The following is a 25,141-nucleotide window of genomic DNA, read 5'->3' on the forward strand; positions in this document are numbered from 1 at the left end:
AGATGATCACATTGAATGTCAATGGCAAGGACGTGCAGGTAGACGCGGACCCATCCACCCCGGTGTTGTGGGCCCTGCGCGACAACCTGAATATGACCGGCACCAAGTTCGGCTGCGGCATGGCGCTGTGCGGCGCCTGCACCATCCATATCGACGGCAATCCGACCCGCGCCTGCATCACGCCGATTTCGGCGGTGGCGGGGCAGAAGATCACCACCATCGAGGCGATGGAAGGCGATGCGGTGGGCAAGGCGGTGCAAGCCGCCTGGGTCAAGCACGACGTGCCGCAATGCGGCTACTGTCAAAGCGGCCAGGTGATGAGCGCCACGGCGCTGCTGCGCACCAACAAGGCGCCGAGCGATGCGGACATCGATAGCGCCATGGCGGGCAACATCTGCCGATGCGGCACCTATCAGCGCATCCGCGCCGCCATCAAAGACGCTGCCAAAACCATCGCCTGAGGAGAACGCCATGCGCAAAGAATGGTTGAATCAAGGGACCGCGATGGCGGATATCGGCGCGGCCGCGGCACCTGCCGCCTCGCAAGGCGGCGCCGGCGGCGTGTCGCGGCGCTCCTTCATGAAGGCAGGCGCGGTGGCGGGCAGCGGCCTGGTATTGGGCTTCTTCGTCAGCGGCGGCAACAAGATGGCGCGCGCGGCCGAAGCGGCGGCGCCGGCCAAGGTCTACGAACCGAACGCCTTCCTGCGCATTGCGCCGGACAACACCGTCACGGTGCAGGTGAACCGCCTGGAGTTCGGCCAGGGCGTGCAGACTTCGCTGCCGATGCTGATCGCCGAGGAACTGGACGCGGACTGGGCGCAGATGCGCGGCGAGCTGGCCGACGCGGGCGAGCAGTATAAAGACCCGGCCTTCGGCATCCAGATCACCGGCGGCTCCGGCTCCATCGCCCACTCCTATATCCAGTACCGCGAAATCGGCGCCAAGGCGCGCGCCATGCTGGTGGCGGCTGCTGCGGCCGAGTGGAAGGTGAGCCCGGACCAGGTGCGCACCTCGAAAGGCATGCTGATCGGCCCTGCCGGCCAGCAGGCCAAGTACGGCGCTTTCGCCGACGCAGCCATGAAGCAGCCGGTGCCCGCCGCCGTCAAGCTGAAAGATCCGAAAGACTTCGTCATCATCGGCCAGCCGGTGAAGCGGCTGGACGCACAGGACAAATCCACTGGCAAGCAGCAGTTCGGCATCGACTTCAAGCCGGAAGGCACCAAGGTGGCCGTGGTGGCGCGCCCGCCGGTATTCGGCGCCAAGGTGGCCAAGCTGGACGCCAGCAAGGCCAAGGCCATTCCCGGCGTGATAGACGTGCTGGAAGTGGCCACCGACCGTGGCGGACGCGGCGTCGCCGTGATCGCCAACGGCTACTGGCCGGCCAAGCAGGGCCGCGAAGCCCTGGTGCTGGAATGGGACACCAGCGCGGTTGAGAAAGTGAGCACCGCCAAGCAGATGGCCGAGTTCAAGGCGCTGGCGCAGAAGCCCGGCCTGCCGGTGAAGAAGGCCGACATCTCCAGGCTGGCCAAGGCGCCGAAGAAACTGACCGCCGTCTACGAGTTCCCTTACCTGGCGCACGCGCCTATGGAACCGCTGAACTGCGTCATCGACCTGAAGGCGGACCGCTGCGAGGTCTGGGCCGGTTCGCAGTTCCAGACCCTGGACCAGGCGGCCATCGCCCGCACGGCCGGGCTGAAACCCGAACAGGTAACGCTGCACACCTTGATGGCGGGCGGCGGTTTCGGCCGCCGCGCGGTGCCAAGCTCGGACTACCTGGTGGAGGCGGCCAACGTGGCGCTGGCCTACAAGGCGGCAGGCAAGTCCGGCCCGCTGAAGATCATCTGGAGCCGCGAAGACGATATCCGTGGCGGCTACTACCGGCCGTCGCACGTGCACCGGGCGGAACTGGGCTTCGACGCCAAGGGCAAGCTGCTGGCGTGGAACCACAGCATCGTCGGCCAGTCCATCATCACCGGCTCGCCGTTCGAGCCGATGATGGTGAAGGACGGCGTGGACGCCACCATGATCGAAGGCATGGGCGAGCCGTACGACCTGCCGCTCAACCTGTCCGTGCACAACGCCAAGGCCAATGTGCCGGTGCTGTGGTGGCGTTCCGTGGGTTCCACCCACACCGCCTTCGTGATGGAAACCCTGATCGACGAAGCGGCGCACGCCGCGAAGATGGACCCGGTGGCCTACCGCAAGCAGGTAATCGACGCCAAGCACGCGCGCCATCACGCCGCGCTGGACCTGGCGGTGGCCAAGTCCGGCTACGGCAAGAAGGCGCTGCCGAAAGGCCAGGCCTGGGGCGTGGCGGTGCATGAATCGTTCGGCACCGTGGTCGCTTACGTGGTGACGGCATCGGTCAAGGGCGGCGTGCCGCATCTGCACACGGTGACCGCCGGCGTGCATTGCAACACGGCGGTCAACCCCATGACCATCGAAGCGCAGGTGCAGGGCGCCGTGCTGATGGCGGTCGGCACCACGCTGCCGGGCGCCGCCATCACGCTGAAGGACGGCGTGGTGGAGCAGCAGAACTTCGGCGACTACGTGGTGGCGCGCATGCCGGACATGCCGGCGGTGGACGTGCACATCGTACCGTCGACGGAAGCGCCGACCGGCATGGGCGAGCCGGGCTTCCCGCCGCTGGCGCCGGCCTACGCCAACGCCATCTTCAAGCTCACCGGCAAGCGCTTGCGCAAACTGCCGTTCGACCTGGCCAAGACGGCCAAGGCCTAGGTGGACATCTGCGGCATCCTGCTGGCGGCCGGAAGGGGCAAGCGTTTCGACCCTTCCGGCCAGCGCAACAAGCTGCTGCAGAGACTCGGCGATGACGCCGTGGTAGTGCGCAGCGCGCGCCACATGCTGGCTGTGCTGCCGCGCGTGGTGGCAGTGGTGCGCCCCGGCCCCGGGCTTGTGGCTGGGCAGCTGCTGGCGCTGGGCTGCGAAGTCACTGTCTGCCCGCTAGCCGACACCGGCATGGCCGCTTCGCTGGCGCACGCCGTTCAATACGCAAGTACCGAATCGGCATGGATCGTCGCGCTCGGCGATATGCCCCATGTGCAGCCATCTACAATACAATCACTGAAAACCGCCCTGGAACACGGCGCAGGCATTGCCGCGCCCATCTACCGGGGCCGGCGCGGCAACCCGGTCGGGTTCAGCCGCCATTACCTGCCGCAGCTGCTGGCGCTGGAAGGCGACCAGGGCGCGCGCGGCATTTTGAGACATTCGGCAGTGACGGAGCTGGAGGTGGACGACAGCGGCATCCTGCAAGACATCGACACCCCGGCCGACCTGCACCCCAAGGAACGGATATGAAGAAAAACGCACCATCGAAGAAGCCGGGCATCAGCTACGCCATCGTCGGCAAGGACCTGGCCGGCCATATGTTCGAAGTAACGCTGACCGTGGAACAGCCGGCGCCGGAAGGCCAGCTGCTGGCGCTGCCGGCCTGGATCCCGGGCAGCTACATGATCCGCGAATTTTCGCGCAATATCGTCCGGATTCGCGCGGAATCGGACGGCGCCGAGATCAAGCTGGCCAAGGTGGACAAGCACACCTGGCAAGCCGCGCCGGTGGCGGGCAGGCTGACCGTGGTCTACGAAGTCTACGCCTGGGACCTGTCGGTGCGGGCCGCGCACATGGACCGGACCCACGCCTTCTTCAACGGCACCAGCGTATTCCTGCGCGTGGCGGGCCAGGAGGACGCGCAGCACGTGGTGGACATCCAGCGCCCGGCCGACCCGGCGGCGAAAACCTGGCGCGTGGCCACCTCGCTGCCCGAGCTGAAGGCCAGGCGCTACGGCTTCGGCACCTACGCCGCCGCCAACTACGATGAACTGATCGACCACCCGGTGGAACTGGGCGACTTCGCGCTGGCCACGTTCAAGGCGCACGGCATCCCGCACGACGTGGTGATTACCGGCCGCGTGCCCGGCCTGGACATGGCGCGCCTGTGCGCCGACCTGAAAGCCATCTGCGAAACCCAGATCGCCTTCTTCGAGCCTAAAACCAGGCGCGCGCCGATGGACCGCTACGTGTTCATGACCATGGCCGTGGGCGACGGCTACGGCGGCCTGGAACACCGCGCCTCCACCGCGCTGATCTGCGCGCGCGCCGACCTGCCCACCGCCGCCACCCCGAAAGGCGCGGACATCGGCGAGGGCTATCTGAAATTCCTCGGCCTGTGCAGCCACGAGTACTTCCACACCTGGAACGTCAAGCGCATCAAGCCGGCCGCCTTCGCGCCGTACGACCTGAACGCGGAAGGCTACACGCCGCTGCTGTGGCTGTTCGAAGGCGGCACCAGCTATTACGACGACCTGATGCTGGTGCGCGCCGGCATCATCGGCGAACCGGCCTACTACAAGCTGCTGGGCAAAACCGTGGGCGGCGTGCTGCGCGGCGCGGGGCGCCTGAAGCAGAGCGTGGCCGATTCCAGTTTCGACGCCTGGGGCAAGTACTACCGCCAGGACGAGAACGCGGCCAACGCCATCGTCAGCTATTACACCAAGGGCTCGCTGGTGTGCATGGCGCTCGACCTCACCATTCGCGCCAAAACCGCCGGCAGGAAGTCGCTGGACGACGTGATGCTGGCGCTGTGGCAGCGCTACGGCCGCGACTTTTACGAGAACAAGGCGCGCGGCGTGGGCGTGACGCCGGCCGAAGTGGAAGCGCTGTGCGATGAAGTGGCGGGCGCCAAACTGAAATCGTTCTTCGATAAATACGTGCGCGGCACGGAAGACCTGCCGCTGGCGAAAATGCTGGCGCCGTTCGGCGTGAAGTACAGCGACGAGCGCAAGACGGCCAAGCCCAGCCTGGACGCCAACCTGGGACGCGACGGCGCGGACGCCAAGCTGTCCGCCGTGCATGAGGGCGGCGCGGCGCATGCGGCCGGGCTGTCGGCGGGCGACCTGCTGGTGGCCATCGACGGCCTGCGCGTCACGCCGGGCAACCTGGACGGGCTGCTGTCGCGCTACAAGGTCGGCGCCACCGTCGAAGTGCACGCCTTCCGGCGCGACGAGCTGCACACCTTCAGCGTGCGGCTGCAGGCCGACCGCGTGCCCGCCGTGACGCTGGCGCTGGCGCCTGAAGTCCCCGGCAAGAAATCCGCCGGACCAGCCCGGCCGAGCGCGGTCCGCTGATGAACCCCGGGCCCGCGCAGTTCTTGCAACTGGATCTGCGGACCCTGCTGCTGATGACGATCGTGATGAGCGCCGTCATGAGCATGGTGATGTACTCGGTGCACCGCAGTTTCCGGGGCGAGGTGCGCGGGCTGGACCGCTGGTCGCTGGGGCTGCTGTGCATCGTCGGCGCGGGCGTGTCGTTCGCGGTGAACGGCTGGGTGGGAAAAGCCGGCCTGCTGGCGGCGAATATGCTGTTGTTCTGGGGCGTGGGCCTGTCCATGATCGGCACCCAGGAGTTCTTTGCGCGGCGGCCGGGCTGGGGCTTGTTCCACGGCGTCTGGCTGGTGGGCGGGCTGCTCACTGCGTGGTGGCTGCTGGTGCAGCCGCACTTGGGGGCGCGCATCGCCGCGTTTTCGCTGGCCGCCTTCATTTTCTACGCGGTCCAGTGCTGGCTGGTGTGGCGCCACGGCACGCGCCACTTCTCCTACTGTTTCTTCGGCGTGCTGGTGACGCTGCAGGCGCTGACCGTGCTGGCGCGCATGCTGATCGCCTTGTCGACCGACGTGGTCACCGAGGACGTGCTGCGCAACGGCGCGCTGGTCAATGTGTTCATGGCGCTGGCCAGTTTCATGTCGCTGATGCTGGCGATTGCCTTCCTGATGATGGCCATGCGGCGCTTGCAGGGCATCCTGGAGGAGCGCTCCACGCACGATCCGCTGACCGGGGTGCTGAACCGGCGCGGCTTCGATATCTTCTACGCCAAGCAGCGCGTGCAGCTGCGCCGCGAGCGGCGGCCGCTGTCGCTGATGAGCATAGACCTGGACCATTTCAAGGCCGTCAATGACCGCTACGGCCACGTGGTGGGCGACCGGGTGCTGGTGCAGATTGCCAACGTCATCAGCCAGGCCTTGCGCGAGAGCGATTATGTGGCGCGCTTCGGCGGCGAGGAGTTCGTGGTGCTGCTGCCGGACGCGGAAGTGCCGCGCGCCATGATGGTGGCGGACCGTATCCGCACCGCGCTGCGCACCGGCTGGGACGACCAGCTGCCGCCTTGCACGGTCAGCATCGGCATCGGCACGCACCTGTCGCGCGAGGAGACGCTGGACAGCCTGCTGGGCCGCACCGACGCGGCACTGTACCGCGCCAAGCAAAACGGCCGCGACCGGGTGGAGCTGGCCGGGACGGCCGAGCTGCGCTGACACGGGCTGACGGCGTCACTGCACCGGCGCCAGCGTGCGGATCTGGAAGCGGTATTCCTTGTTGAACAAAAAGGTTTCGGAAAAATCGAAGGTCTGGTGGTGCCCGGTCATCAGCTTGCCCGGCTTGGGGAAGGGCGCCGCCGCGCGCATGGCGGCCAGCGCCAGGCCGCTGGCTTTCTGGTCGCGCGAGCGCGCCACGCGCAGGGTCACGATGTCGCCGTCGCGCCCGATCTTCGCCTCCACCACCACGATGGAAGTCAGCAGTGGCGGCAGCGCGCCGCTGAATGCGGCATCCGGCGTGGTGGCCAGGATTTTCGCGGCCAGCGCGCGCTTGTAGTCGTCCAGGTTGTGGATCGGCGCCGGCAGCGGCGGCACCGGCACCTGTTCGGCCGGCAGCGGCGTGCGCGGAATGTCGGCGGGCCTGGCGGACGGCGCGTCGCGTCGCGGCGGTTCCTTGCCGCAGGAGGCCAGAAGGGAAGCGCACAGCAGCGCCGCGAGGGCCACTGCGGCGGTATGCTGTAACTTGCCCATGGCGGGCCTCCCGGTAAAGATTTAGCTCAACAAATCAGCTGAACAGGCGGCGCAGCTCCGCGCCTGGATCCGGCGCGCGCATGAAGGCTTCGCCCACCAGGAAACTGTGGACGTTCGCGTCGCGCATGCGCTGCACGTCGTCACTGTTCAGGATACCCGATTCCGTGATAACGAGGCGCTCTGCTGGGATGCGGCCGAGCAGGTTCAGCGTGGTGTCCAGCGAGGTTTCGAAGGTGCGCAGATTGCGGTTGTTGATACCGATCAGGTTGCTTTTCAGCTTGAGCGCGGCGGTCAGTTCCTCGCCGTCGTGCGACTCGATCAGCACGCCCATGCCCAGTTCATGGGCGCAGGCTTCCATCTCCGCCATCAGGCCGTGGTCCAGCGCGGACACGATCAGCAGGATGCAGTCGGCGCCCATCGCGCGCGCTTCGTAGATCTGGTACATATCGATCATGAAGTCCTTGCGCAGCACCGGGATGTCGCAGGCGGCGCGGGCCTGTTTTAGGTAGTCGTCGGCGCCCTGGAAGTAGTGCACGTCGGTCAGCACGGACAGGCAGGAGGCGCCGTGCGAGGCGTAGCTGTGGGCGATCTCGGCCGGGCGGAAGTCGGCGCGCAGCACGCCTTTCGACGGCGATGCCTTTTTCACTTCGGCGATCACGCCCGCGTGGCCGGCGGCGATGTTCTTGCGCAGGCTGGCCTCGAAGCCGCGCAGATTGGCGCGCAGCTCGGCGTCGCCTTCCACTTCGGCGCGCAGGCTGGCCAGGCTGCGGTGCTTCTTGGCCGCCGCCACTTCATCGGCCTTGGTGGCCAGGATCTTGTTCAGGATGTCGGACATGGTCGTGCTTTCAATGTTGTTCGGACAGCGCCAGGCGCGCCCCGAGTGCCAGGAACAGGCCGCCCGTAATGCGGTTCAGCCACAGCGCCACCAGCGGTTTGACTTTCAGGCGCGCGCTGGCGAAGGCGGTGAACACTGCCAGCCCGTTACACCACAGCATGCTGTTGAAGTTGAAGATGCAGCCGAGGATCAGGAAGGCCAACGCCTTGTTGGGCGCGTCGGCCGAGATAAACTGCGGCACGAAGGCCAGGAAGAACAGCGCCACTTTCGGATTCAGCACGTTGGTCAGGAAGCCCTGCGCGAAGATCTTGCGGTAGGCCAGCGGCGCCGGCGCCGGCATGGTCCCGGCGTCCGCCTCGCCGCCCTTGAGCCTGGCGCGCAGCATGCCGATGCCGACGTACACGATGTAGGCCGCGCCCACCCATTTCACCACGCTGAAGGCCATGGCGGAGGTGGACAGCAGCGCGGATAGGCCGACGGCGGCGGCGGTGACGTGCACCATGGTGCCGGCGCCGATGCCCAGCGCGGCGGCGCACCCGGCGCGCCAGCCCTGGGTGGCGCTGCGCGCCATGATGAGCAGCGTATCCGGCCCCGGCATGATGTTGAGCAGCAGGCCGGAAACGATAAACAGGGTCAGGTCATGGATGCCGAACATGATGGTCTCCTCAGTTGGCCGCGCCGAGCTGTTGCGTCACGGAGACGAACTGCTCCACCTTGGCCAGCGCCGCGCCGGAGGTGATGGCCGCGCGCGCCTTGGCCAGGCCGTCCTCGATGGAGGCGGCCACGCCGGCCGCGTACAGCGCCGTGCCGGCGTTCAGCGCCACGATGTCGTAGGCCGCGCCGGGTTCGCCGCGCAGCGCTTCCATCATCTTGGTTTTCGATTCGGCGGCGTCGGCCACCTTCAGGTTGCGGCTGGCGATCATCTGCATGCCGAAGTCTTCCGGGTGGATTTCGTATTCGCGGATTTCGCCGTTCACCAGCTCGCCCACCATGGTGGCGGCGCCCAGCGACACTTCATCCATATTGTCGCGGCCATAGACCACGATGGCGTGCTGCGCGCCCAGGCGCTGCAGCACGCGCACCTGGATACCCACCAGATCCTGGTGGAACACGCCCATCAGGATATTCGGCGCGCCGGCCGGATTGGTCAGCGGCCCCAGGATGTTGAAGATGGAGCGCACGCCCAGCTCGCGGCGCACCGGCGCCACGTGCTTCATGGCGGCGTGGTGGTTGGGCGCGAACATGAAGCCGATGCCGGTCTGCGCGATGGACTGCGCGATCTGCTCCGGCTTCAGGTTGATGTTGGCGCCGAGCGACTCGATCACGTCGGCCGAGCCGGACGAGGACGACACGCTGCGTCCGCCGTGCTTGGCCACGCGCGCGCCGGCCGCCGCCGCCACGAACATGGCGGTGGAGGAGATGTTGAAGGTGTGCGCGCCGTCGCCGCCGGTGCCGACGATGTCGAGCAGGTTGGTGGTGTCGGCCATCGGCACCTTGGTGGAGAACTCGCGCATCACCTGCGCGGCGGCGGCGATTTCGCCGATGGTTTCTTTCTTCACGCGCAGGCCCATGGTCAGGGCCGCGACCATCACGGGCGACATTTCGCCGGACATGATCTGGCGGAACAGGTGCAGCATTTCGTCGTGGAAGATCTCGCGGTGCTCGATGCAGCGCAGCAGCGCTTCCTGATGCGTGATCTGGTGCGTGGTTTTAGGCGTAGGCATGGCAATTCCTCTTCAATTCGGATTGAGCTCGGGACGGATTTCGGGCCAGGGATGCGTCGGCGCGCGCGCGCCGGCCCGGTCAGCGTTCCAGGAAGTTCTTCAGCAGCGCGTGGCCGTGTTCCGACAGGATGGACTCGGGGTGGAACTGCACGCCCTCGATGTCGTATTCCTTGTGGCGCACGCCCATGATCTCGCCGTCGTCGGTCCACGCCGTCACTTCCAGGCAGGAAGGCAGCGAGGCGCGTTCGATCGCCAGCGAGTGGTAGCGGATCACGGTGAAGGGGCTGGGCAGGTCTTGGAAGACGCCCACGCCGGTATGCGCGATTGCGGAAGTTTTGCCATGCATGACCTGCTTGGCGCGGATTACCTTGCCGCCGAACGCTTCGCCGATGGCCTGGTGCCCCAGGCACACGCCGAGTATCGGCTTCTTGCCCGCGAAGTGCTTCAGCACCTCGACCGAAATGCCTGCCTGCGCAGGGGCTTTCGGCCCCGGCGAAATGCAGATGCGGTCCGGGTTCATCGCTTCGATTTCAGCGATCGTGATTTCGTCGTTGCGGAAGGTGCGCACGTCCTCGCCCAGCTCGCCGAAGTACTGCACGATGTTGTAGGTGAAGGAGTCGTAATTGTCGATCATCAGCAGCATCTCAGAACTCCCCATCCAGGCCATCTTGCACTTGTTCGGCGGCGCGCAGCACGGCGCGCGCCTTGTTTTCAGTTTCCTGCCATTCCATTTCCGGTATCGAGTCGGCCACGATGCCGGCCGCGGCCTGCACGTACAGCATGCCGTCCTTGATGACGCCGGTGCGGATGGCGATCGCCACGTCCATTTCGCCGCCGAAGGACAGGTAGCCGCAGGCCCCGCCGTAAATGCCGCGCTTGCTGATTTCCAGCTCGTCGATCACTTCCATGGCGCGCACTTTCGGCGCGCCGGTCAGGGTGCCGGCCGGGAAGGTGGCGCGCAGCACGTCCAGGTTGGACATGCCTTCCTTCAGCGTGCCCTCCACGTTGGAGACGATGTGCTGCACATGCGAGTACTTCTCGATCACCATGCGGTCGGTCACCTTCACGGTGCCGATGTCGGAGATGCGGCCCAGGTCATTGCGCGCCAGGTCGATCAGCATCACGTGTTCGGCGATCTCTTTCGGATCGGCCAGCAGTTCTTTCGCCAACTCGGCGTCGCGTTCCGGCGTGCCGCCGCGCGGGCGGGTGCCGGCGATGGGGCGCAGCGTGACTTTCTTCTGGCCGTCGGCCGCCGTCTCGTTGCGCACCAGGATCTCGGGCGAGGCGCCGACGATCTGCATGTCGCCGAAATTGTAGAAGTACATATACGGCGACGGGTTCAGCGAACGCAGCGCGCGGTACAGCGTCAGCGGCGAATCCACGTAGGGCTTGCGCAGGCGCTGGCCGATCTGCACCTGCATCAGGTCGCCCGCCATCACGTATTCGTGGGCCCGGGCCACCGCCTTCAGGTAGTCTTCCTTGTCGAAGTCGCGGATGGTTTCGGTGCGCACCGAGGCCGACGTCACCGGCGCATCGACGCCGCGGCGCAGCAGGGCGCGCAGGTCTTTCAGGCGCTGGCGCGCTTTCGAATAGGCTTCCGGCTGGCTGGTGTCGGCGTAGACGATCAGGTACAGCTTGCCGGAGATGTTGTCGATCACCGCCAGCTCTTCGGTCACCATCAGCTGGATGTCCGGCAGGTTCAGGTCGTCTTTCGGCGCGCCGCCGGCCAGCTTTTTCTCGATATGGCGCACCGTGTCGTAGCCGAAGTAGCCGGCCAGGCCGCCGCAGAATCGCGGCATGCCGGGACGCAGCGCCACCTTGAAGCGCGACTGGAACTGTTCGATGAAGTCGAGCGGATTGCCTTCGTGGGTTTCGATGACGGCGCCGTTCTTCACGATCTCGGTCAGGTTGCCGTGCGTGCGCAGCAGCGTGGTCGCGGGCAGGCCGATGAAGGAATAGCGGCCGAAGCGTTCGCCGCCCACCACCGATTCGAGCAGGAAGGTGTTCTTGCCGTGGTGCTGGGTTTGCGCCAGCTTCAGGTACAGCGTCAGCGGGGTTTCCAGATCGGCGAAAGCCTCCGCGATCAGTGGGATACGGTTGTAGCCTTGCGTGGCCAGCGATTTGAATTCGAGTTCGGTCATGTTCTCTCCGTGCCGCCCAAAGCGATAGGTGGAGTTCGGGCGGGGGTAGTTCAAAAAACCTGTCGGCGCACGAAAATGCGGGCGACAGCAATCAGCGCGGGTCAGTTAGCCCAGGATTGCCAGCGTCGCCATAGCCAGGCCTCAATCGAGCCCTGGTGCGTGACATTGTGTCTTTTGTTGAGAAACATGCTGTGTTTAGGATCAGTTTGCTATCTGGTTGTGCAAGCGTATCAAGTCTGCCGCGTGTAGCAGCGTGTCAACTATACCATCGGAATCTGTGTCGTGTATAGACTCGCCGTGATTGTAGCCGTACGGCACCGTCAGCACCGGGCAGCCGGCCGCGCGCGCCGCCTGCGCGTCGTTCGAGGAATCGCCGATGGCCACCACCTGGGCCGGCTCCAGCGCGAAATCGCGGCACACCTGCAACAGCGGCAGGGGATGGGGCTTTTTCTGCGCCAGCGAATCGCCGCCGTAGACCACCTCGAAATAGCCGGCCAGGCCTTTTTGCTCCAGCAAGGGTTTCGCAAAAGCGATCGGCTTGTTGGTCACGCAGGCCAGGCGCAGGCCGTGCGCCTTGAGCGCGGCCAGCCCTGCCGCCACGTCCGGATACAGCGTGCTGTGGTCGCCATTGATGTCCAGGTAATGGCGCTGGTAGGCGTCCATGGCGGCGCCGAAGTGCTGCTCCACGCCGTCCGCCTCCAGATAAACCGCCAGTACCGAGCGGATCAGATGCTCCGACCCCTTGCCTACCATCAGCGCAATAACTTCCGGGGTCAGGTCCGGCATNGGCGCGATGCCGGACCTGACCCCGCCCTGGAAACTGCGGCCGCAGCTCGGCCAGCATGCGGTTGATGGCGACGTGGAAGTCCGGCATGGTGTGCAGCATGGTGCCGTCCAGGTCGATGATGGCGGCCTGCACGCCGCGCAGCGGGTTCAAGCCTGGGGTAGCGGCCGCCATTGTCATTACACGCCCGCCAGCTGTGCGCGCATGGCGTCGATCACTGCTTTATAGTCTGGCTGGCCGAAGATGGCCGAACCGGCGACGAAGGTGTCGGCGCCGGCCTTGGCGGCGGCGGCGATGTTGTCGATCTTGATGCCGCCGTCCACTTCCAGCAGGATGTCGCGGCCGGATTCGTCGATCATGCGGCGCGCTTCGGCGATCTTCTTCAGCGCCTGCGGGATGAAGGACTGGCCGCCGAAGCCCGGATTGACCGACATGATCAGGATCATGTCGATCTTGTCCATCACGTGCTCCAGGTAGCTCAGCGGGGTGGCCGGGTTGAACACCAGGCCGGCCTTGCAGCCGTGGTCGCGGATCAGCTGCAGCGAACGGTCGATATGGTCGGACGCTTCCGGGTGGAAGGTGATGATGTTGGCGCCGGCCTTGGCGAAGTCGGGGATGATGCGGTCCACCGGCTTGACCATCAGGTGCACGTCGATCGGCACGTCCACGTGCGGGCGGATGGCCTGGCACACCAGCGGGCCGATGGTCAGGTTGGGCACGTAGTGGTTGTCCATTACGTCGAAGTGGATGATGTCGGCGCCGGCGGTGACGACATTGCGCACTTCCTCACCCAGGCGGGCGAAGTCGGCGGACAGGATGGACGGGGCGATACGGAAGGTAGTCATGGATGGGCCTGCGATAAAAAGATGCGCTATTTTACGCTGACCCTTGCGCCCGCGCCGGATTTGCGGTGCAATGTCAGATAGACGGTAACAATTCGTTACGCTTGCACGAAGAACTACTGAAGATTTACTAAGGATTGCAGATGGCCACTTATGAATTCACTGTTTCGGTCAGAACCCAGTATCTGCCCGAGCAGTCCGATCCTGAACGCACCAACTTCGTGTTCACGTACTCGATCACGATCAAGAACACCGGCACGGTGGCGGCGCAGCTGATCTCGCGCCACTGGGTCATCACCGACGCCAACAACCATACCGAAGAGGTGCGCGGCCTGGGCGTGGTGGGCCACCAGCCGCTGCTGCAACCGGGCGAGCAGTTCGAGTACACCAGCGGCACCGCGCTGGCCACGCCGCAAGGCTCCATGGTCGGCGAGTATTTCTGCGTGGCCGAGGATGGCCACCAGTTCGAAGCCAAGATTCCCGAATTCGTGCTGTCGCTGCCGCGTACGTTGCACTGAGCCGGCAACCAAGCCGGCAACCAAGTTGTCAGCTAGCCGGGCCGTCGTCCTTGCCGCCTGCATCGGGACCGGGCAGCGGCTTGGCGGCCGGCTTCTTCTTGGATGGCAACGTCCACCAGACGATGAACACCAGCAGGAACAGCGCCACGAACGCTTCCAACATCAACACCCACATATCCAGCCCCCCATGTTATTTGCACGCAGTAGTTTAATCCTTTCCCTGGGCGCCGTGGCGCTGGCGCTCGCGGGCTGTACTTCCCCGATGCCCAAGCCGGGCGCGCCGGCCCAACCGCGCCCGCCCGAGCAGCCGGCCCCGCCGGCCCAGCCAATCCCGCCTGCCCAGCCATCCCAGCCGCTGGCGCCCGCCGTGCCGCCAACGCCGGCCCCGCCCGCCGCCATCCGCTTCGTGCCGGCCACCTTCGCGGCGCTGCCCGGCTGGGAGCGCGATGACGTGCGCGCGGCCTGGCCGGCCTTCATGGCGTCCTGCTCGGTGCTGGGCAAGCGCGCCGAATGGAAGGAGCCGTGCGGCGTGGCGCGCCAGGTCAACGCGGGCGACGAGAAGGCCATCCGCCTGTACTTCGAGAGCTTCTTCGAGCCGCGCCAGGTGATCGCGCCGGACGGCGCGGACACCGGCCTGGTTACCGGCTACTACGAGCCGCTGCTGCGCGGCGCGCGCAAAAAGGGCGGTCCCTACCAGACCCCTCTATATAAAGTGCCGGACGACCTGCTCACCGTGGACATGGCCAGCGTCTATCCCGAGCTGAAGGGCATGCGCCTGCGCGGCCGCCTGCAGGGCAAGAAGGTGGTGCCGTACTCCACCCGCGCCGATATCGAGAGCGCCAGCTTCACCGGCAAGGAACTGATGTGGGTGGACGATTCGGTGGAAGCCTTCTTCCTGCAGGTGCAGGGCTCCGGCCGCGTGCAACTGACCGACACGCTGGAAACCGTGCGCGTGGCCTATGCCGACCAGAATGGCCACCCTTACAAGTCGATCGGCCGCTACCTGGTGGACAAGGGCGAGCTGACGGCGGACCAGGCCTCCGCGCAAGGCATCAAAGCCTGGATCGCCGGCCATCCGACGCGCCAGGCCGAGCTGTTCAACGCCAACCCTTCCTATGTGTTCTTCAAGGAAGAAAAGCTGCCGGACCCGAAAGTGGGCCCGAAAGGCGCGTTGGGCGTGCCGCTCACGCCGCAGCGTTCGGTGGCCATCGACGCCTCGCAGCTGCCGCTGGGCGCGCCGGTGTTCCTGTCCACCACCCAGGCCAACAGCGACATACCGCTGCAGCGCCTGGTGATGGCGCAGGACACGGGCGGCGCCATCCGTGGCGCGATCCGGGTCGATTATTTCTTCGGTTTCGGCACCGAAGCGGCCGAAAACGCCGGCCGCATGAAGCAGCGCGGCAGCGTCTGGGTGCTGATGCCCAAGCAGGTGCCGCCCGCCGCCTCGGCCAAGCCGCCCCGCAAATCCTGAAGCAGGGCCGCCAGCGCCGCTAGCGCAGCACCAGCACCGGCAGCTCGGTATGCGCCAGCACCTTCTGGGTCTCGCTGCCCAGGAACAGCTTGTTCAAGCCCTTCCTGCCGTGCGACGCCATCACGATGGCGTCGCAGCCATGCTTCTCGGCCGCCGCCACGATCTCCTGGTAAGGGCTGGGCGAGAGCGCCACCAGGCCCTCGAACGGCACCCCGGCCGCGCTGGCCGCCGCCGCCACCTTGTTCACATTGTCGCGCGCGGCGCGCTCCATCTGGCCCTCGTACACCTCCGCGTCCGGCGCCACGATGCCGCTGTCGCCGCTCAGGGTCATGAAAGGGAAGGGCTGGATCACGCTGATGGCGGTCACGCGGCCGCCGTGCACGCGTGCCAGCTCCAGCACGCGGGCTGTGACTTTGTCCGATAGTTCGGAACCGTCGGTAGGAAACAGGATGTGGGTGAACATGGCATTCTCCAGAGCGTAGCTGCGATGGCTCAGTGTAGGCGCGATGGCCGCCCGCACGGCGCACGGCAGCAAACGTCAATTTCTGGGTGACAATTTGTGATATTCCTGTGGCACGATTGCCTTTAGAATTCGTCACAATTTCATTCAAGGCAACCATGGCTACCAGCGACGACTACACCCAGGACAGCACCACCACCGGCTGGCTGCAAGCAGGCGGACAGATTTCCGCCAAATTCGAGCGGGGCGGCGATAGCGACTGGTTCCGCATCACGCTGGCAGCCAACAGCTACTACACCTTCCAGCTGGCGGCGCCTGCGCTGTCGGACAGCTCGGGCAGCTTCAGCCTCTACCTGGCGCAGCCGGGCGGCGGCATGCTGAGCCCGGTCTGGTCCACCATGTCCGCCAAGGGCATGACGGGCATGTTCAAGAGCGCCGTGGCCGGCGATTATTTCGTCAGCGCGTCCAACTACACGTACTCGGCCACCGTGCCGTACAGCTACACGCTCAGCGCCGGTGCCGCCGTCGCCGACGACGCGGGGGACACCGCGCAAACCGCCGGCCGCATCGCGCTGCGCCAGGCGGTGAGCGGAATCTTCGAAGGCCCGGGCGATGTGGATGCGTACAAGGTCACCCTGGAAAAGGGCGTCACCTATACCGCCAAGCAGGGCTATGACGCCGGCTCGGCCTATTCCATGTCCGTGTCGGTGGCCGACAGCGGCGGACAGGCCGTGGCGGCCTATTTGTCGGGCAACAGCTACTCCTTCACCGCCTCGGCCAGCGGCGATTATTATTTCCTGGCCAGCGGCGGCAATTACTCCGGTACGGCGGCGCCCTACACGCTGACCGTCGAGGCGGCGGTGGACGACCGCGGCGCCAGCGCCGCAGGCGCGGGCACGATGCGGGTGGGCGCCAGCACCAAGGGCCAGCTGGAAGTGGCCGGCGACAAGGACTGGTACGCCGTTACGCTGAGCGCCAGCCAGGTGTACTGGCTGAGCGCCAAGCCGGACCACAGCGTGCCCGGCGGCAACTACAGCTACGGCTACGCGCAGATGCAGCTGTTCGACAGCACCGGCAAGCTGCTGGCGGCTGAAACCGGCGCCAGCAGCGATGCCGTGCTGCAGTACGTGCCGGCCAAGACCGGCACCTATTACTTCGAGGTGGGCGCCAGCCCCAACTCCGGCATGACCGGCAGCTACCTGGCCCATGCCGCCGTCGGCGTGCAAGACGACCATGGCAACGACAAGGCCGGCGCCAGGCAGGTCGCCGTCGGCAGCACGACCAGCGGCAAGCTGGAACTGGCCAGCGACATCGACATGTTCAAGTTCTCGGTCAAGGCCGGCTCCACCTATTTGTTCGAGCTGAAGACGCAGACCGGCGTGGGCAACCCCTACCTGCAGCTGGCTGGCCAGGACGCCGAAGGCTCCTCGTCCGGCCTGGCCAGCTATTCCAAGCCCGGCGTGACCGATTACCGCATCTACACCGCCAATTACACGGGCGACTATTTCCTGACCGTGGACAACACCGGCAGCACCGGCACCGCCGGCTACACGCTGCAGGTCAGCACGCCGGCCGGCGACGATTTTGCCGCCAGCAGCGCCACCACGGCGGCGCTGACCAGCGGCGCCAGGCTGGCCGGTTCACTGGACTACATCGGCGACGCCGACTGGATCAAGATCAGCATGGTGGCCGGCAACAAGTACGCTTTTGTTCTGGGAGGCAAGAACAGCGGCGACGGCACGCTCGATACCGGCAGCGGCCAGGCCGGCCTGGCCCTGGTTAGCGGGCCGAACGGCGGGTACTATGGCATGACCAGCCTGGGCGGCCTGAACACCCCGGGCTACAGCTTCAGCTGCGAGCTCAGCGGCGACTACTACCTGAGCGTGGGCAGTAGCGGCTACTACGCCGGCGGGGCCGCCGGCACGTATGCGGTCAGCGCGTACAACATCAGCGGCGATACCGCCATGCCGGCCATGGTGTCCTTCGCGCCCGCCAGCGGCAGCGCCGGCGCCAGCCTCACCGGCAATATCACGCTGGGGTTCAACGATTTGATGCGGGGCGGCGAGGGTTCGATCCGCTTGATCGACTCGGTGGGCAATCTGGTCGAGACCTTCTATATGACCGGCGCGAACAACCGCATCCAGATCGCCGGCAACACCGTCACCATCGACCCGTCTGCCAATCTGCAGCCAGGCACCAAGTACACGCTGGAAATCCCGGCCGGCTCCCTGCTCGACTATGCGGGCAACAAATTCCTGGCCGATTCGGTGTACAGCTTCACCACGCTCCACACCGTGGCGCAAGGCGGCAGCGGCAATGACTTGCTGAGCGGCATAGGGACCAACGTGCGCCTGTCCGGCGGCGACGGCGTCGATACCGTGGTCTATGGCAGCAACTGGGGCGACTACACCGTTAGCGTCGGCGCGGCCGAATCGAAAGTGCTGTACCGCTACGGCGGCACGGTCGGCACGGGCGACAGCCTGACCGGCGTGGAGCGCCTGCAATTCAGCGACCGCAACATCGCGCTCGATGCCGATGGCCACGGCGGCCAGGCCTACCGCATGTACCAGGCCGCGTTCAACCGCACCCCGGACAAGGCCGGCCTGGGCTTCTGGATGTCGCACCTGGATAATGGCATGTCGCTGCAAGCGGTGGCCAAGGCCTTCCTGGACAGCGCCGAATTCCAGTCCAGCTATGGCGCCCTGGGCAACGAAGCCTTCGTCAACAACCTGTATCTCAACGTGCTGCACCGCGCGGGCGAAGCAGCCGGCGTGGCGCACTGGGTGGACAAGCTGGAGCATGGCACGGCGCGCGCCGACGTGCTGATGGGCTTCAGCGAGAGCGCGGAAAACCGCGCCGAAATCCTGAAAGTGATCGGCAACGGCTTCGAGTACACGCCTTACGGCTGATCCGGCGCCACGCTGCGCAGCACTCCCAGCCCGCCCAGCGTATGCGCCGCGCCCAGCATGCCGGGCGTCATGCCCAGTTCGCGCGTGGCGAGCAGGACCAGCAGCGCGCTGTAACCGAACAGGAAGAAGTGCCACAGCGCCGCGCCCCAGGCCAGCGTGCGCAGCAGCGGCTCGCGCCAGATGACGGCGAAGCCGGAGGCGATGTCGCGCAGCGGATGCTGGTCCGACGGCGCCGGGGCCGGCTCCACCAGTTGCGTCTTGCGCAGGTTCCAGGCTGAAACCAGGAAGCTGAGCGCGTCGAACAGCACGGCGAACGGCGCCGTGAGCCATTGCACCAGCAGGCCGGCCAGGCCCGGCGCCACCCGGCGCGAGATGGAGGGTCGGCGTTGCGCAGCAGGGGATCGTTGGCGGGGAAGAATCGCATCGGCGCAAATAATACCAGCGCTCTTGCAAGAACCGCTACAATCGCCCGATATCCCCGCTTTAATAAGGAGACCTCGATGCAATATGAAGACCTGATCGTAGAAACGCATGGCAAGGTTGCCCTGATCCGCCTGAACCGCCCGAAAGCGCTGAACGCGCTGAACGACCGCATGATGAATGAGCTGGGCGACGCCTTCCGCAAATTCGACGCCGACCCGGACATCGGCTGCATCATCCTGACCGGCAGCGAAAAGGCCTTCGCGGCCGGCGCCGACATCGCCGCCATGGCCGACTACACCTACCAGGACACCTACCGCGACAACTACATCACCCGCAACTGGGAGCATATCCTGAAGGTGCGCAAGCCGGTGGTGGGCGCGGTGGCCGGCTTCGCGCTGGGCGGCGGCTGCGAACTGGCCATGATGTGCGACTTCCTGATCGCGGCCGACAGCGCCAAGTTCGGCCAGCCGGAAATCAAGGTCGGCGTCACCCCGGGCGCCGGCGGCACCCAGCGCCTGCCGCGCGCCATCGGCAAAGCCAAGGCCATGGACCTGCTGCTGACCGCGCGCATGATCGACGCGGCCGAAGCCGAGCGCATCGGCCTGGTGTCGCGCGTGGTGCCGGCGGATAAGCTGATCGAAGAAACCCTGGCGGCGGCCACCACCATCGCTTCCATGTCCACCTCGGTGGCCATGCAGATCAAGGACGCCGTCAACCGCGCCTTCGAAACCACGCTGACCGAAGGCGTGAACTACGAGCGCCGCCTGTTCCAGGCCGCGTTCGGCACCCCGGCCCAGCGCGAAGGCATGCACGCTTTCCTGGAAAAGCGGGCGCCCAAGTTCGACGGGCTCTGAAGCGGCGCCGCAGGGCGGGCATGGCACGCATGCCATGCCCGCCCGCGTGCCGGGTACGGCCTCAGAACTTGAAGTTGCCGTCGCTGCGCGGGATCGTGCCGCTGCACGATCCCGGCGTGGCGAACTCGCGGTTGCCCGAGGCGGTGGCCTGGTTGCCTTCCCAGGCCGCCGTGCTGCCGTTCCACTTCACATACTTATACTGCATCGACGTGTTGGCAGGCAGTGCGAGCGTGCCGCTCCAGGGCACGTTCGCGCCGCTACCCTGGATCGCCAGCGCAAAGCCGCTGGCCGGGGTCCAGTTGCCGAGGTTGGCGAGGTTGCCCACCACGTACAGGCTTTGCCCGACCACCGTGTTGGCGCCGGCGATGGTGAAGCTGACCTGGCAGGTTGAATCCGCCGGGGTCGATACCGCCAGCGCGCTGCTCGGCGCGGAGCTGTTGCCCGCCGCATCGTAGGCGCGCACCGCGTAGCTGTAGCTGGCGCCGGGAACCAGGCCGGTGTCGCTGAAACCGGCCGTGGCGGTGGTGCCGACCTGCACATTGTCGCGCAGGATGCTGTAGCCGGCCACGCCCACGTTGTCGGTGGATGCGTTCCAGGACAGGGAGGCGGAGGTGGCCGTCACGTTGCTGCTGGCCAGCGCGGTCGGAATGCTGGGCGCGGTGGTGTCCGCGCCGGCGCAGGGATTGGCCGCCGTGACGGCGCCCGCGTTGACAGCCGAGACGCCACTGCCCAGCGCGTAGTTCGCGCCGCCGTGGTTGTCCCAGGTGCCGGCGCCGTTGTTGAACACCACCTGCGCGCCGCTGGCTGAGCCCAGCGGCAGCGCCTTCGACTTCCAGCCGCTGCAAGCGGCGTCCATCGGCACGCCGGGGACGGCCGTCCACGTGCCGCCGGCGGGCGCGTAGTGGATGTTCACGGTGCTCCAGTTGGCGGTGTTGCGGTAGTAGACCGTTGCCACGTTGCCTCCCACCGGCGCGGTGCTCACCGCCAGCGCTGCGCTGGCGGCGGACACGTTGCCGGCCGCATCCAGCGCCTTCACCGTGTAGCTGTAGGCGGTTGCCGGCGACAGGCCGCTGTCGTTGTAGCTGGTTGCCGCCGTGGCGGCGATGACCGCGCCGTTGCGCAGCACCTGGTAGCCGCTCACGCCGACGTTGTCGGTCGATGCGTTCCAGCTGACCGTGAGGCTGTTGGCGTCGACGCTGGAAGCGGCGAGGCCGGCCGGGACCGCCGGCGCCTGGTTGTCCGGCTGGGCGGGCGTGGTCACGCTGGCCGCGTTGCTGGCGGCAGATACGTTGGACGCCGCGTCGAACGCCTTCACGGTGTAGCTGTAGGTGGTGCCGCCGGCTGCCGTGTTGTCCACATAGCTTGTGCCGCTGGCCACGGTGCCGATCAGGGCGCCGTTGCGGTGGATGTAATAGCCCGCCACGCCGACATTGTCGCTGGCCGCGTTCCACGCCAGGCTGACCGTGTTGGCATCGATGGCGGAGCCGGCCAGGCCGGCGGGCGCGCCCGGGGCGGTGGTGTCGACGTTGCAGGGATTGACGCCGGTGCTGACCGCGCCGTTCTGTACATCCGAGATGCCGGTGCCCAGCGCGTAGTTCTTGCCGCCGTTGTTGTCCCAGGCGCCGGCGCCGTTGTTGAAGGCGGCCTGCAGGCCTGCGGCGCTGGCCAGGCTGGCGGTGTAGGAGACCCAGCCGCTGCATGCGGACGCCATCGGCACGCCCGGCACCGTGGTCCAGGTGCCGCCGGTGGGCGCGTAATGCATGTTGGCGCCGCTCCAGCCGGAGGGCAGGCGGTAGTAGACCGTGGCGACATTGCCCGCCGCAGTGGTGACCGCGCGCGGCGCGGATGCCGGGCCGGTGTTGCCCGCCGCGTCCTGCGCCTTGATCGTGTAGCTGTAGGCGGTCGACGGCTGCAGGCCGCTGTCGCTGTAGCCGGTGCCCGTGCTGACGCCTACCTGGCTGCCGTTGCGCAGCACCAGGTATTGCGCCACGCCGTAGTTGTCCGTGGCCGCCGTCCAGCTCAGGGTGAGCGCCACCGGCGTGATGGCCGATGCGGCGGGTTGTCCCGGCGCGGTCGGCGCCTGCGTGTCCGCCGCCCTGGTGGTTACGGCGGCAGCGGCGCTGCTGGCCGACTGGTTGCCCGCCGCGTCGAAAGCCGCCACCGTGTAGCTGTAGGCGGTGGACGGTGTCAATCCCTGGTCGACGTGGCTGTTGGTGGACGGGGAGGCGACCAGCACGCCGTTGCGGAACACCTTGTAACCGGTGACGGCCACGTTGTCGGTGGACGCGGCCCACGTCAGCGCGGCCGAACGGTCGCTGACCATGCCAGCCACCGGCGTGCCGGGTGCGCCGGGTGCGGTGCTGTCGATGGCCAGGAAGGGGTAGACGCCGTTCACTGCGCCGTTGATATCTTCCGCGTAGCCGGAGCCTCCGGACACGGCCTTGTACTTGCCCGCGCCGACGAATACCTGCTGGATCTCCGAGCGCGTGACATTGCCCAGCGAGTCCGTCATTTCAACGTAGTAGTCGAGCAACTGGTTGCGGTAGCTGGACAGGTAGGTGTAATACAGGTCGCCGGATTCCTGCGCCGGCAAGGCGGCGATGGTGTCGCGCGTGGTGGCAACCCAGGGCACGCCGTTCATGTCCTGCTGCAGGTCGCGCAGCTGCATCGGATACTCCTGCCAGGCGCCCACCTTGGCCGGCGTGATCGACAGCCCCGGCGTGCCGGCCAGCACTGCGGGGTCATAGACCTTGTAAGTGTCGTCGTTGCCGTCGATGCTGTTGCTGGCGTGGACCCGCACCTTCACCTTGGCGCTGGCGATGCCCGAGACGTCGTAGGCATAGGTGTAGATGGCGAAGTCATTGCTGTAGTGCTGGACCGTCCAGCCTTCCGCCTTGGATGCGTTGACCGAACCCGGATTGTAGGGGTAGCGCTGCGGCCACCACACGGACGGGCCGGTGCGGTCGCTGGCCAGGCGCGTCTGCACATAGGGCTTGGAGAAGTTCAGTGAGTTGTTGAAGGCCAGCGTGGGCTTGACCGAGTCGTCCTTGTTCTCGTCGTAGTAGCCGAAGCCGGAGTCCATGGCGGGCAGCAGGAAGTACCAGGCCAGTTCGGCCGGGTTGGCGCCGCCTGCGTAGTCGGCCGCCAGGTTGCCTTTGACCGGGTAGGACAGCATCCACGGATTGAGCTGGTTGCCGGGATGGGTGATCTGGTTGTCCAGCGCGGTGGTGGGCGACCAGTGGTTGGGGTGGCCGTCCAGCCAGATCTGCTCGGCCGTCCTGGCGTAGTTGAGCGCCGCCTGCAGCAGCGCGAAATTGCGCTCCAGGTAATGCCAGCCGTATTCGAGCGACACGGTGGCGCCTTCCTGCTGGCCTTTCAAGTTGACCTTGGGCGAGAAGTTGGTGCCGTTCACGCGGTTGAATTCGGTGAACTGGCCTTTCCATATAAGGAAGGGCAGGCGCCAGTGATACCAGGTGGGGTCGGACGAGGAGTCGCGCGTGTCTATCCACGAGCCGTCCTGCACGTGCTGCACGTCGCCGGCCGGAATCGGCTTGGCGCGCAGGTATTCATCGATGCCCAGGCAGTAGCCATTGCCGCTGCAGGTGGTGGAGTGGCCGGCCTGCCAGGTGCTCAGCGAACCGGCGCGGCCGCTGGAGTTGTCGCCGTCGTGGGCGATCACATAGAACTGGCGCGGTTCCAGCGCGGTATACGGTGCGAGTTCGTCGACGGTGACCGCGCCCTCCCAGCCTTCCAGCCACGAGCCGTTCTGGCTGACCGGGATGCCGGCCACCTTGCTCACCGCTCCGGTGGCCGGATCCACATGGCGCACCCAATGCGGAGTGGAGGCGAAGGGGAATTTGTTGACCACGACCTGCTGCTCGTGCGCCATGCCCGCCGCCACCCAGCTGCCCACATTGGACGTGTTGCGCAGGTCGGCGCGGTTGGGCGGCGAAGTGAGGGTGTCGCCGGTGGCGTCGTAGGCGGCGTAGGGGTAGTCCTTCAGCGTGCGGGAGAAATGGTTGTTGCCGAGCACCGACCATTGCACGCCCAGCTTGGCCAGCGTGGGGATCAGCCGTTCAGAGAAGCCCAGTTCGGTGGGGAAGAAACCCTTGGACGAGACGAAGCTATTGCCGAGGAAGTAGGGCTGGGCCAGCGTGGCGTTCTGGTAGATCAGGTCTTTCAGGAAGTATTCGGGGCCGACCAGCGGTCCCATGGTGTGGTGGCCGGTGAAGTGGACCGTGTCCAGCGTGCGGTAGTTATTGCTGGTCTTGAGCGTGTTGAAGGTGTTGGCCCAGCCGGCGCCCCAATTGGTGTTGGTGTAGCCCGGTGCGTTCTGCAGGGTGGCCAGGCTTTGCACGTTGTTGATGACCGCGCCGGACATGGTGACGTGGACCTGGCCCTTGGCGCCGGACCAGTTCTGCATTTCGTTGGCGACCTGCATGGGCCAGTACTGGTAGGCGCCGGTCTTGGCATCGTGCGCGTAATAGGTCACCAGATCGTCGTGCGGCATGATGCCGCCGCCCAGCGAAGCCGGCAGATAGTAGCTGTAGCCGGCCGGGGGATTCTGCTTGAGGTTGATGACCTCGCCGTCATAGGTATAGCGGATGGGGGCGCCAACGGCGGTGGCGTTGTACTTGGCCTGGACGTCGACCGCGTAGAACGGCCAGAAGTTGGGCATATGGTTGTGGTACACGTGGGCCGCCGGTATGGTGCCCGCCTGGGACAGGCCAGCGGCAAACAGGGCCGACAGGCACAAGGCGAGCGGTTTTTTACGGAATTGCATGCACATCTCCTCAACAGGTTGGACTGCGTCTAAGGAGCGCGGGGCGGCGGACTGCGACGAAGGGGCGTAACAGTGCCTCGCGGTCAGATGCGATTTTTTTCGTCGTAAGGATGTCTCAGTGCTGGCTGCCCTTTGCGGGACTGCTTATGTGTGGCTTGTATGATTACTACCACGGTGCACCCGTCCGCGAGGACATCGGCTGAGATAGCAGGGTGGAATCTACGCTTGAGTGAAATTTATGTCAACATTTGTTCGTTAGCATGATGTAGTTTACCTACATTTCCCTGCTTTTGCGCTGCGCTTGCCAACCTGGGGCGGGCTTGCTATAGTTCCGTCCCTCACGGCGCGGCATGCAGGTGCAGCGAAGTGATGAAATGAATGAGTTGACGGGCTGCATGAAACACTGCATAATCTCATCTCTCTGCTGCTGAACAAAACGCTTCAGCAAGTAACGCAGAATTCTTTAAAAATTAACAGTCGATAAGTGTGGGCGTTTGATGATGATGCCGGAGGCGCAAGCCTCTTAGCTCAAATTATT

20 protein-coding genes and 1 pseudogene are annotated in these 25,141 nt (G+C 66.1%); 9 read left to right on the forward strand and 12 right to left on the reverse strand.

The window, feature by feature from the left end:
- Positions 1-2: 2 nt before the first annotated feature.
- The 5 genes from AC56DV_RS18045 to AC56DV_RS18065 are packed head-to-tail and all read left to right on the forward strand — an operon-like array spanning position 3 to position 6,328.
- The gene (locus tag AC56DV_RS18045; RefSeq protein WP_057158105.1) at positions 3-461 is read left to right on the forward strand and encodes a (2Fe-2S)-binding protein; all 459 of its coding nucleotides are present in this window, start codon (positions 3-5) and stop codon (positions 459-461) included.
- Between the two features lie 10 nt (positions 462-471).
- Entirely contained in the window at positions 472-2,739 is a 2,268-nt protein-coding gene (locus tag AC56DV_RS18050; RefSeq protein WP_496315611.1) for a xanthine dehydrogenase family protein molybdopterin-binding subunit, read from the forward strand.
- Positions 2,740-3,321, forward strand: coding sequence for a nucleotidyltransferase family protein (locus tag AC56DV_RS18055; RefSeq protein ID WP_496315612.1), 582 nt, complete (start codon positions 2,740-2,742; stop codon positions 3,319-3,321). It abuts the gene before it with no gap.
- Entirely contained in the window at positions 3,318-5,147 is a 1,830-nt protein-coding gene (locus tag AC56DV_RS18060) for a M61 family metallopeptidase (RefSeq protein ID WP_496315613.1), read from the forward strand. Before AC56DV_RS18055 ends, AC56DV_RS18060 begins: the two co-directional genes overlap by 4 nt.
- A gap of 23 nt (positions 5,148-5,170) precedes the next feature.
- Entirely contained in the window at positions 5,171-6,328 is a 1,158-nt protein-coding gene (locus tag AC56DV_RS18065) for a GGDEF domain-containing protein (RefSeq protein WP_496315614.1), read from the forward strand.
- A gap of 15 nt (positions 6,329-6,343) precedes the next feature.
- Here AC56DV_RS18065 and AC56DV_RS18070 read toward each other — a convergent pair whose 3' ends face one another.
- The 8 genes and pseudogenes from AC56DV_RS18070 to rpe form a co-directional block, all read right to left on the reverse strand.
- A complete protein-coding gene (locus AC56DV_RS18070) occupies positions 6,344-6,859 on the reverse strand; it encodes an energy transducer TonB (RefSeq protein WP_496315615.1) in 516 nt (171 codons plus the stop codon).
- A gap of 34 nt (positions 6,860-6,893) precedes the next feature.
- Entirely contained in the window at positions 6,894-7,694 is an 801-nt protein-coding gene (trpC, locus tag AC56DV_RS18075) for an indole-3-glycerol phosphate synthase TrpC (RefSeq protein ID WP_496315616.1), read from the reverse strand.
- Between the two features lie 10 nt (positions 7,695-7,704).
- The gene (locus tag AC56DV_RS18080) at positions 7,705-8,349 is read right to left on the reverse strand and encodes a LysE family translocator (protein ID WP_496315617.1); all 645 of its coding nucleotides are present in this window, start codon (positions 8,347-8,349) and stop codon (positions 7,705-7,707) included.
- 10 nt (positions 8,350-8,359) lie between these two features.
- Positions 8,360-9,418: an anthranilate phosphoribosyltransferase gene (trpD, locus tag AC56DV_RS18085; RefSeq protein ID WP_496315618.1), complete on the reverse strand. Its 1,059-nt coding sequence runs from the start codon at positions 9,416-9,418 to the stop codon at positions 8,360-8,362.
- Between the two features lie 79 nt (positions 9,419-9,497).
- Positions 9,498-10,061: an anthranilate synthase component II gene (locus AC56DV_RS18090; protein ID WP_496315619.1), complete on the reverse strand. Its 564-nt coding sequence runs from the start codon at positions 10,059-10,061 to the stop codon at positions 9,498-9,500.
- Between the two features lies 1 nt (position 10,062).
- The gene (gene trpE, locus AC56DV_RS18095) at positions 10,063-11,559 is read right to left on the reverse strand and encodes an anthranilate synthase component I (RefSeq protein WP_496315620.1); all 1,497 of its coding nucleotides are present in this window, start codon (positions 11,557-11,559) and stop codon (positions 10,063-10,065) included.
- A 201-nt stretch (positions 11,560-11,760) separates the two neighbouring features.
- Positions 11,761-12,496 (reverse strand): annotated as a pseudogene (gene gph, locus AC56DV_RS18100) (phosphoglycolate phosphatase); the annotation flags it as partial.
- A 26-nt stretch (positions 12,497-12,522) separates the two neighbouring features.
- Positions 12,523-13,188 carry a ribulose-phosphate 3-epimerase gene (rpe, locus tag AC56DV_RS18105; RefSeq protein ID WP_057158095.1) on the reverse strand — a complete coding sequence of 222 codons (666 nt, stop codon included), beginning with the start codon at positions 13,186-13,188 and terminating at the stop codon, positions 12,523-12,525.
- A gap of 140 nt (positions 13,189-13,328) precedes the next feature.
- On the opposite strand from rpe, the gene apaG reads away from it, so the two are divergent.
- Positions 13,329-13,703 (forward strand): Co2+/Mg2+ efflux facilitator ApaG/CorD, encoded by a 375-nt coding sequence (apaG, locus tag AC56DV_RS18110; protein WP_436269706.1) that lies wholly within the window; start codon positions 13,329-13,331, stop codon positions 13,701-13,703.
- A 28-nt stretch (positions 13,704-13,731) separates the two neighbouring features.
- On the opposite strand, the gene AC56DV_RS18115 is transcribed toward apaG, so the two are convergent.
- Positions 13,732-13,872, reverse strand: coding sequence for a hypothetical protein (locus AC56DV_RS18115; protein ID WP_496315650.1), 141 nt, complete (start codon positions 13,870-13,872; stop codon positions 13,732-13,734).
- Between the two features lie 18 nt (positions 13,873-13,890).
- Here AC56DV_RS18115 and mltA point away from each other — a divergent pair, with 18 nt between their 5' ends.
- Positions 13,891-15,174: a murein transglycosylase A gene (gene mltA, locus AC56DV_RS18120; protein WP_496315621.1), complete on the forward strand. Its 1,284-nt coding sequence runs from the start codon at positions 13,891-13,893 to the stop codon at positions 15,172-15,174.
- 19 nt (positions 15,175-15,193) lie between these two features.
- Here the strand turns inward: mltA and AC56DV_RS18125 are convergent, their stop codons facing one another.
- On the reverse strand, positions 15,194-15,637 hold the full coding sequence (locus tag AC56DV_RS18125; protein WP_496315622.1) for a universal stress protein: 444 nt from the start codon (positions 15,635-15,637) through the stop codon (positions 15,194-15,196).
- Positions 15,638-15,792: 155 nt separating this feature from the next.
- Here AC56DV_RS18125 and AC56DV_RS18130 point away from each other — a divergent pair, with 155 nt between their 5' ends.
- Positions 15,793-18,543 carry a DUF4214 domain-containing protein gene (locus AC56DV_RS18130; RefSeq protein ID WP_496315623.1) on the forward strand — a complete coding sequence of 917 codons (2,751 nt, stop codon included), beginning with the start codon at positions 15,793-15,795 and terminating at the stop codon, positions 18,541-18,543.
- Here the strand turns inward: AC56DV_RS18130 and AC56DV_RS18135 are convergent.
- Entirely contained in the window at positions 18,534-18,905 is a 372-nt protein-coding gene (locus AC56DV_RS18135) for a hypothetical protein (protein ID WP_496315624.1), read from the reverse strand. The genes AC56DV_RS18130 and AC56DV_RS18135 overlap by 10 nt on opposite strands.
- 138 nt (positions 18,906-19,043) lie before the next feature.
- On the opposite strand from AC56DV_RS18135, the gene AC56DV_RS18140 reads away from it, so the two are divergent.
- Positions 19,044-19,820, forward strand: coding sequence for an enoyl-CoA hydratase (locus tag AC56DV_RS18140; RefSeq protein ID WP_496315625.1), 777 nt, complete (start codon positions 19,044-19,046; stop codon positions 19,818-19,820).
- A gap of 61 nt (positions 19,821-19,881) precedes the next feature.
- Here AC56DV_RS18140 and AC56DV_RS18145 read toward each other — a convergent pair whose 3' ends face one another.
- On the reverse strand, positions 19,882-24,603 hold the full coding sequence (locus AC56DV_RS18145; RefSeq protein WP_496315626.1) for a carbohydrate binding domain-containing protein: 4,722 nt from the start codon (positions 24,601-24,603) through the stop codon (positions 19,882-19,884).
- Positions 24,604-25,141 lie beyond the last annotated feature (538 nt).

It is taken from the genome of Massilia sp. BGA-UO-ETr-WB1 (genome assembly GCF_059567845.1).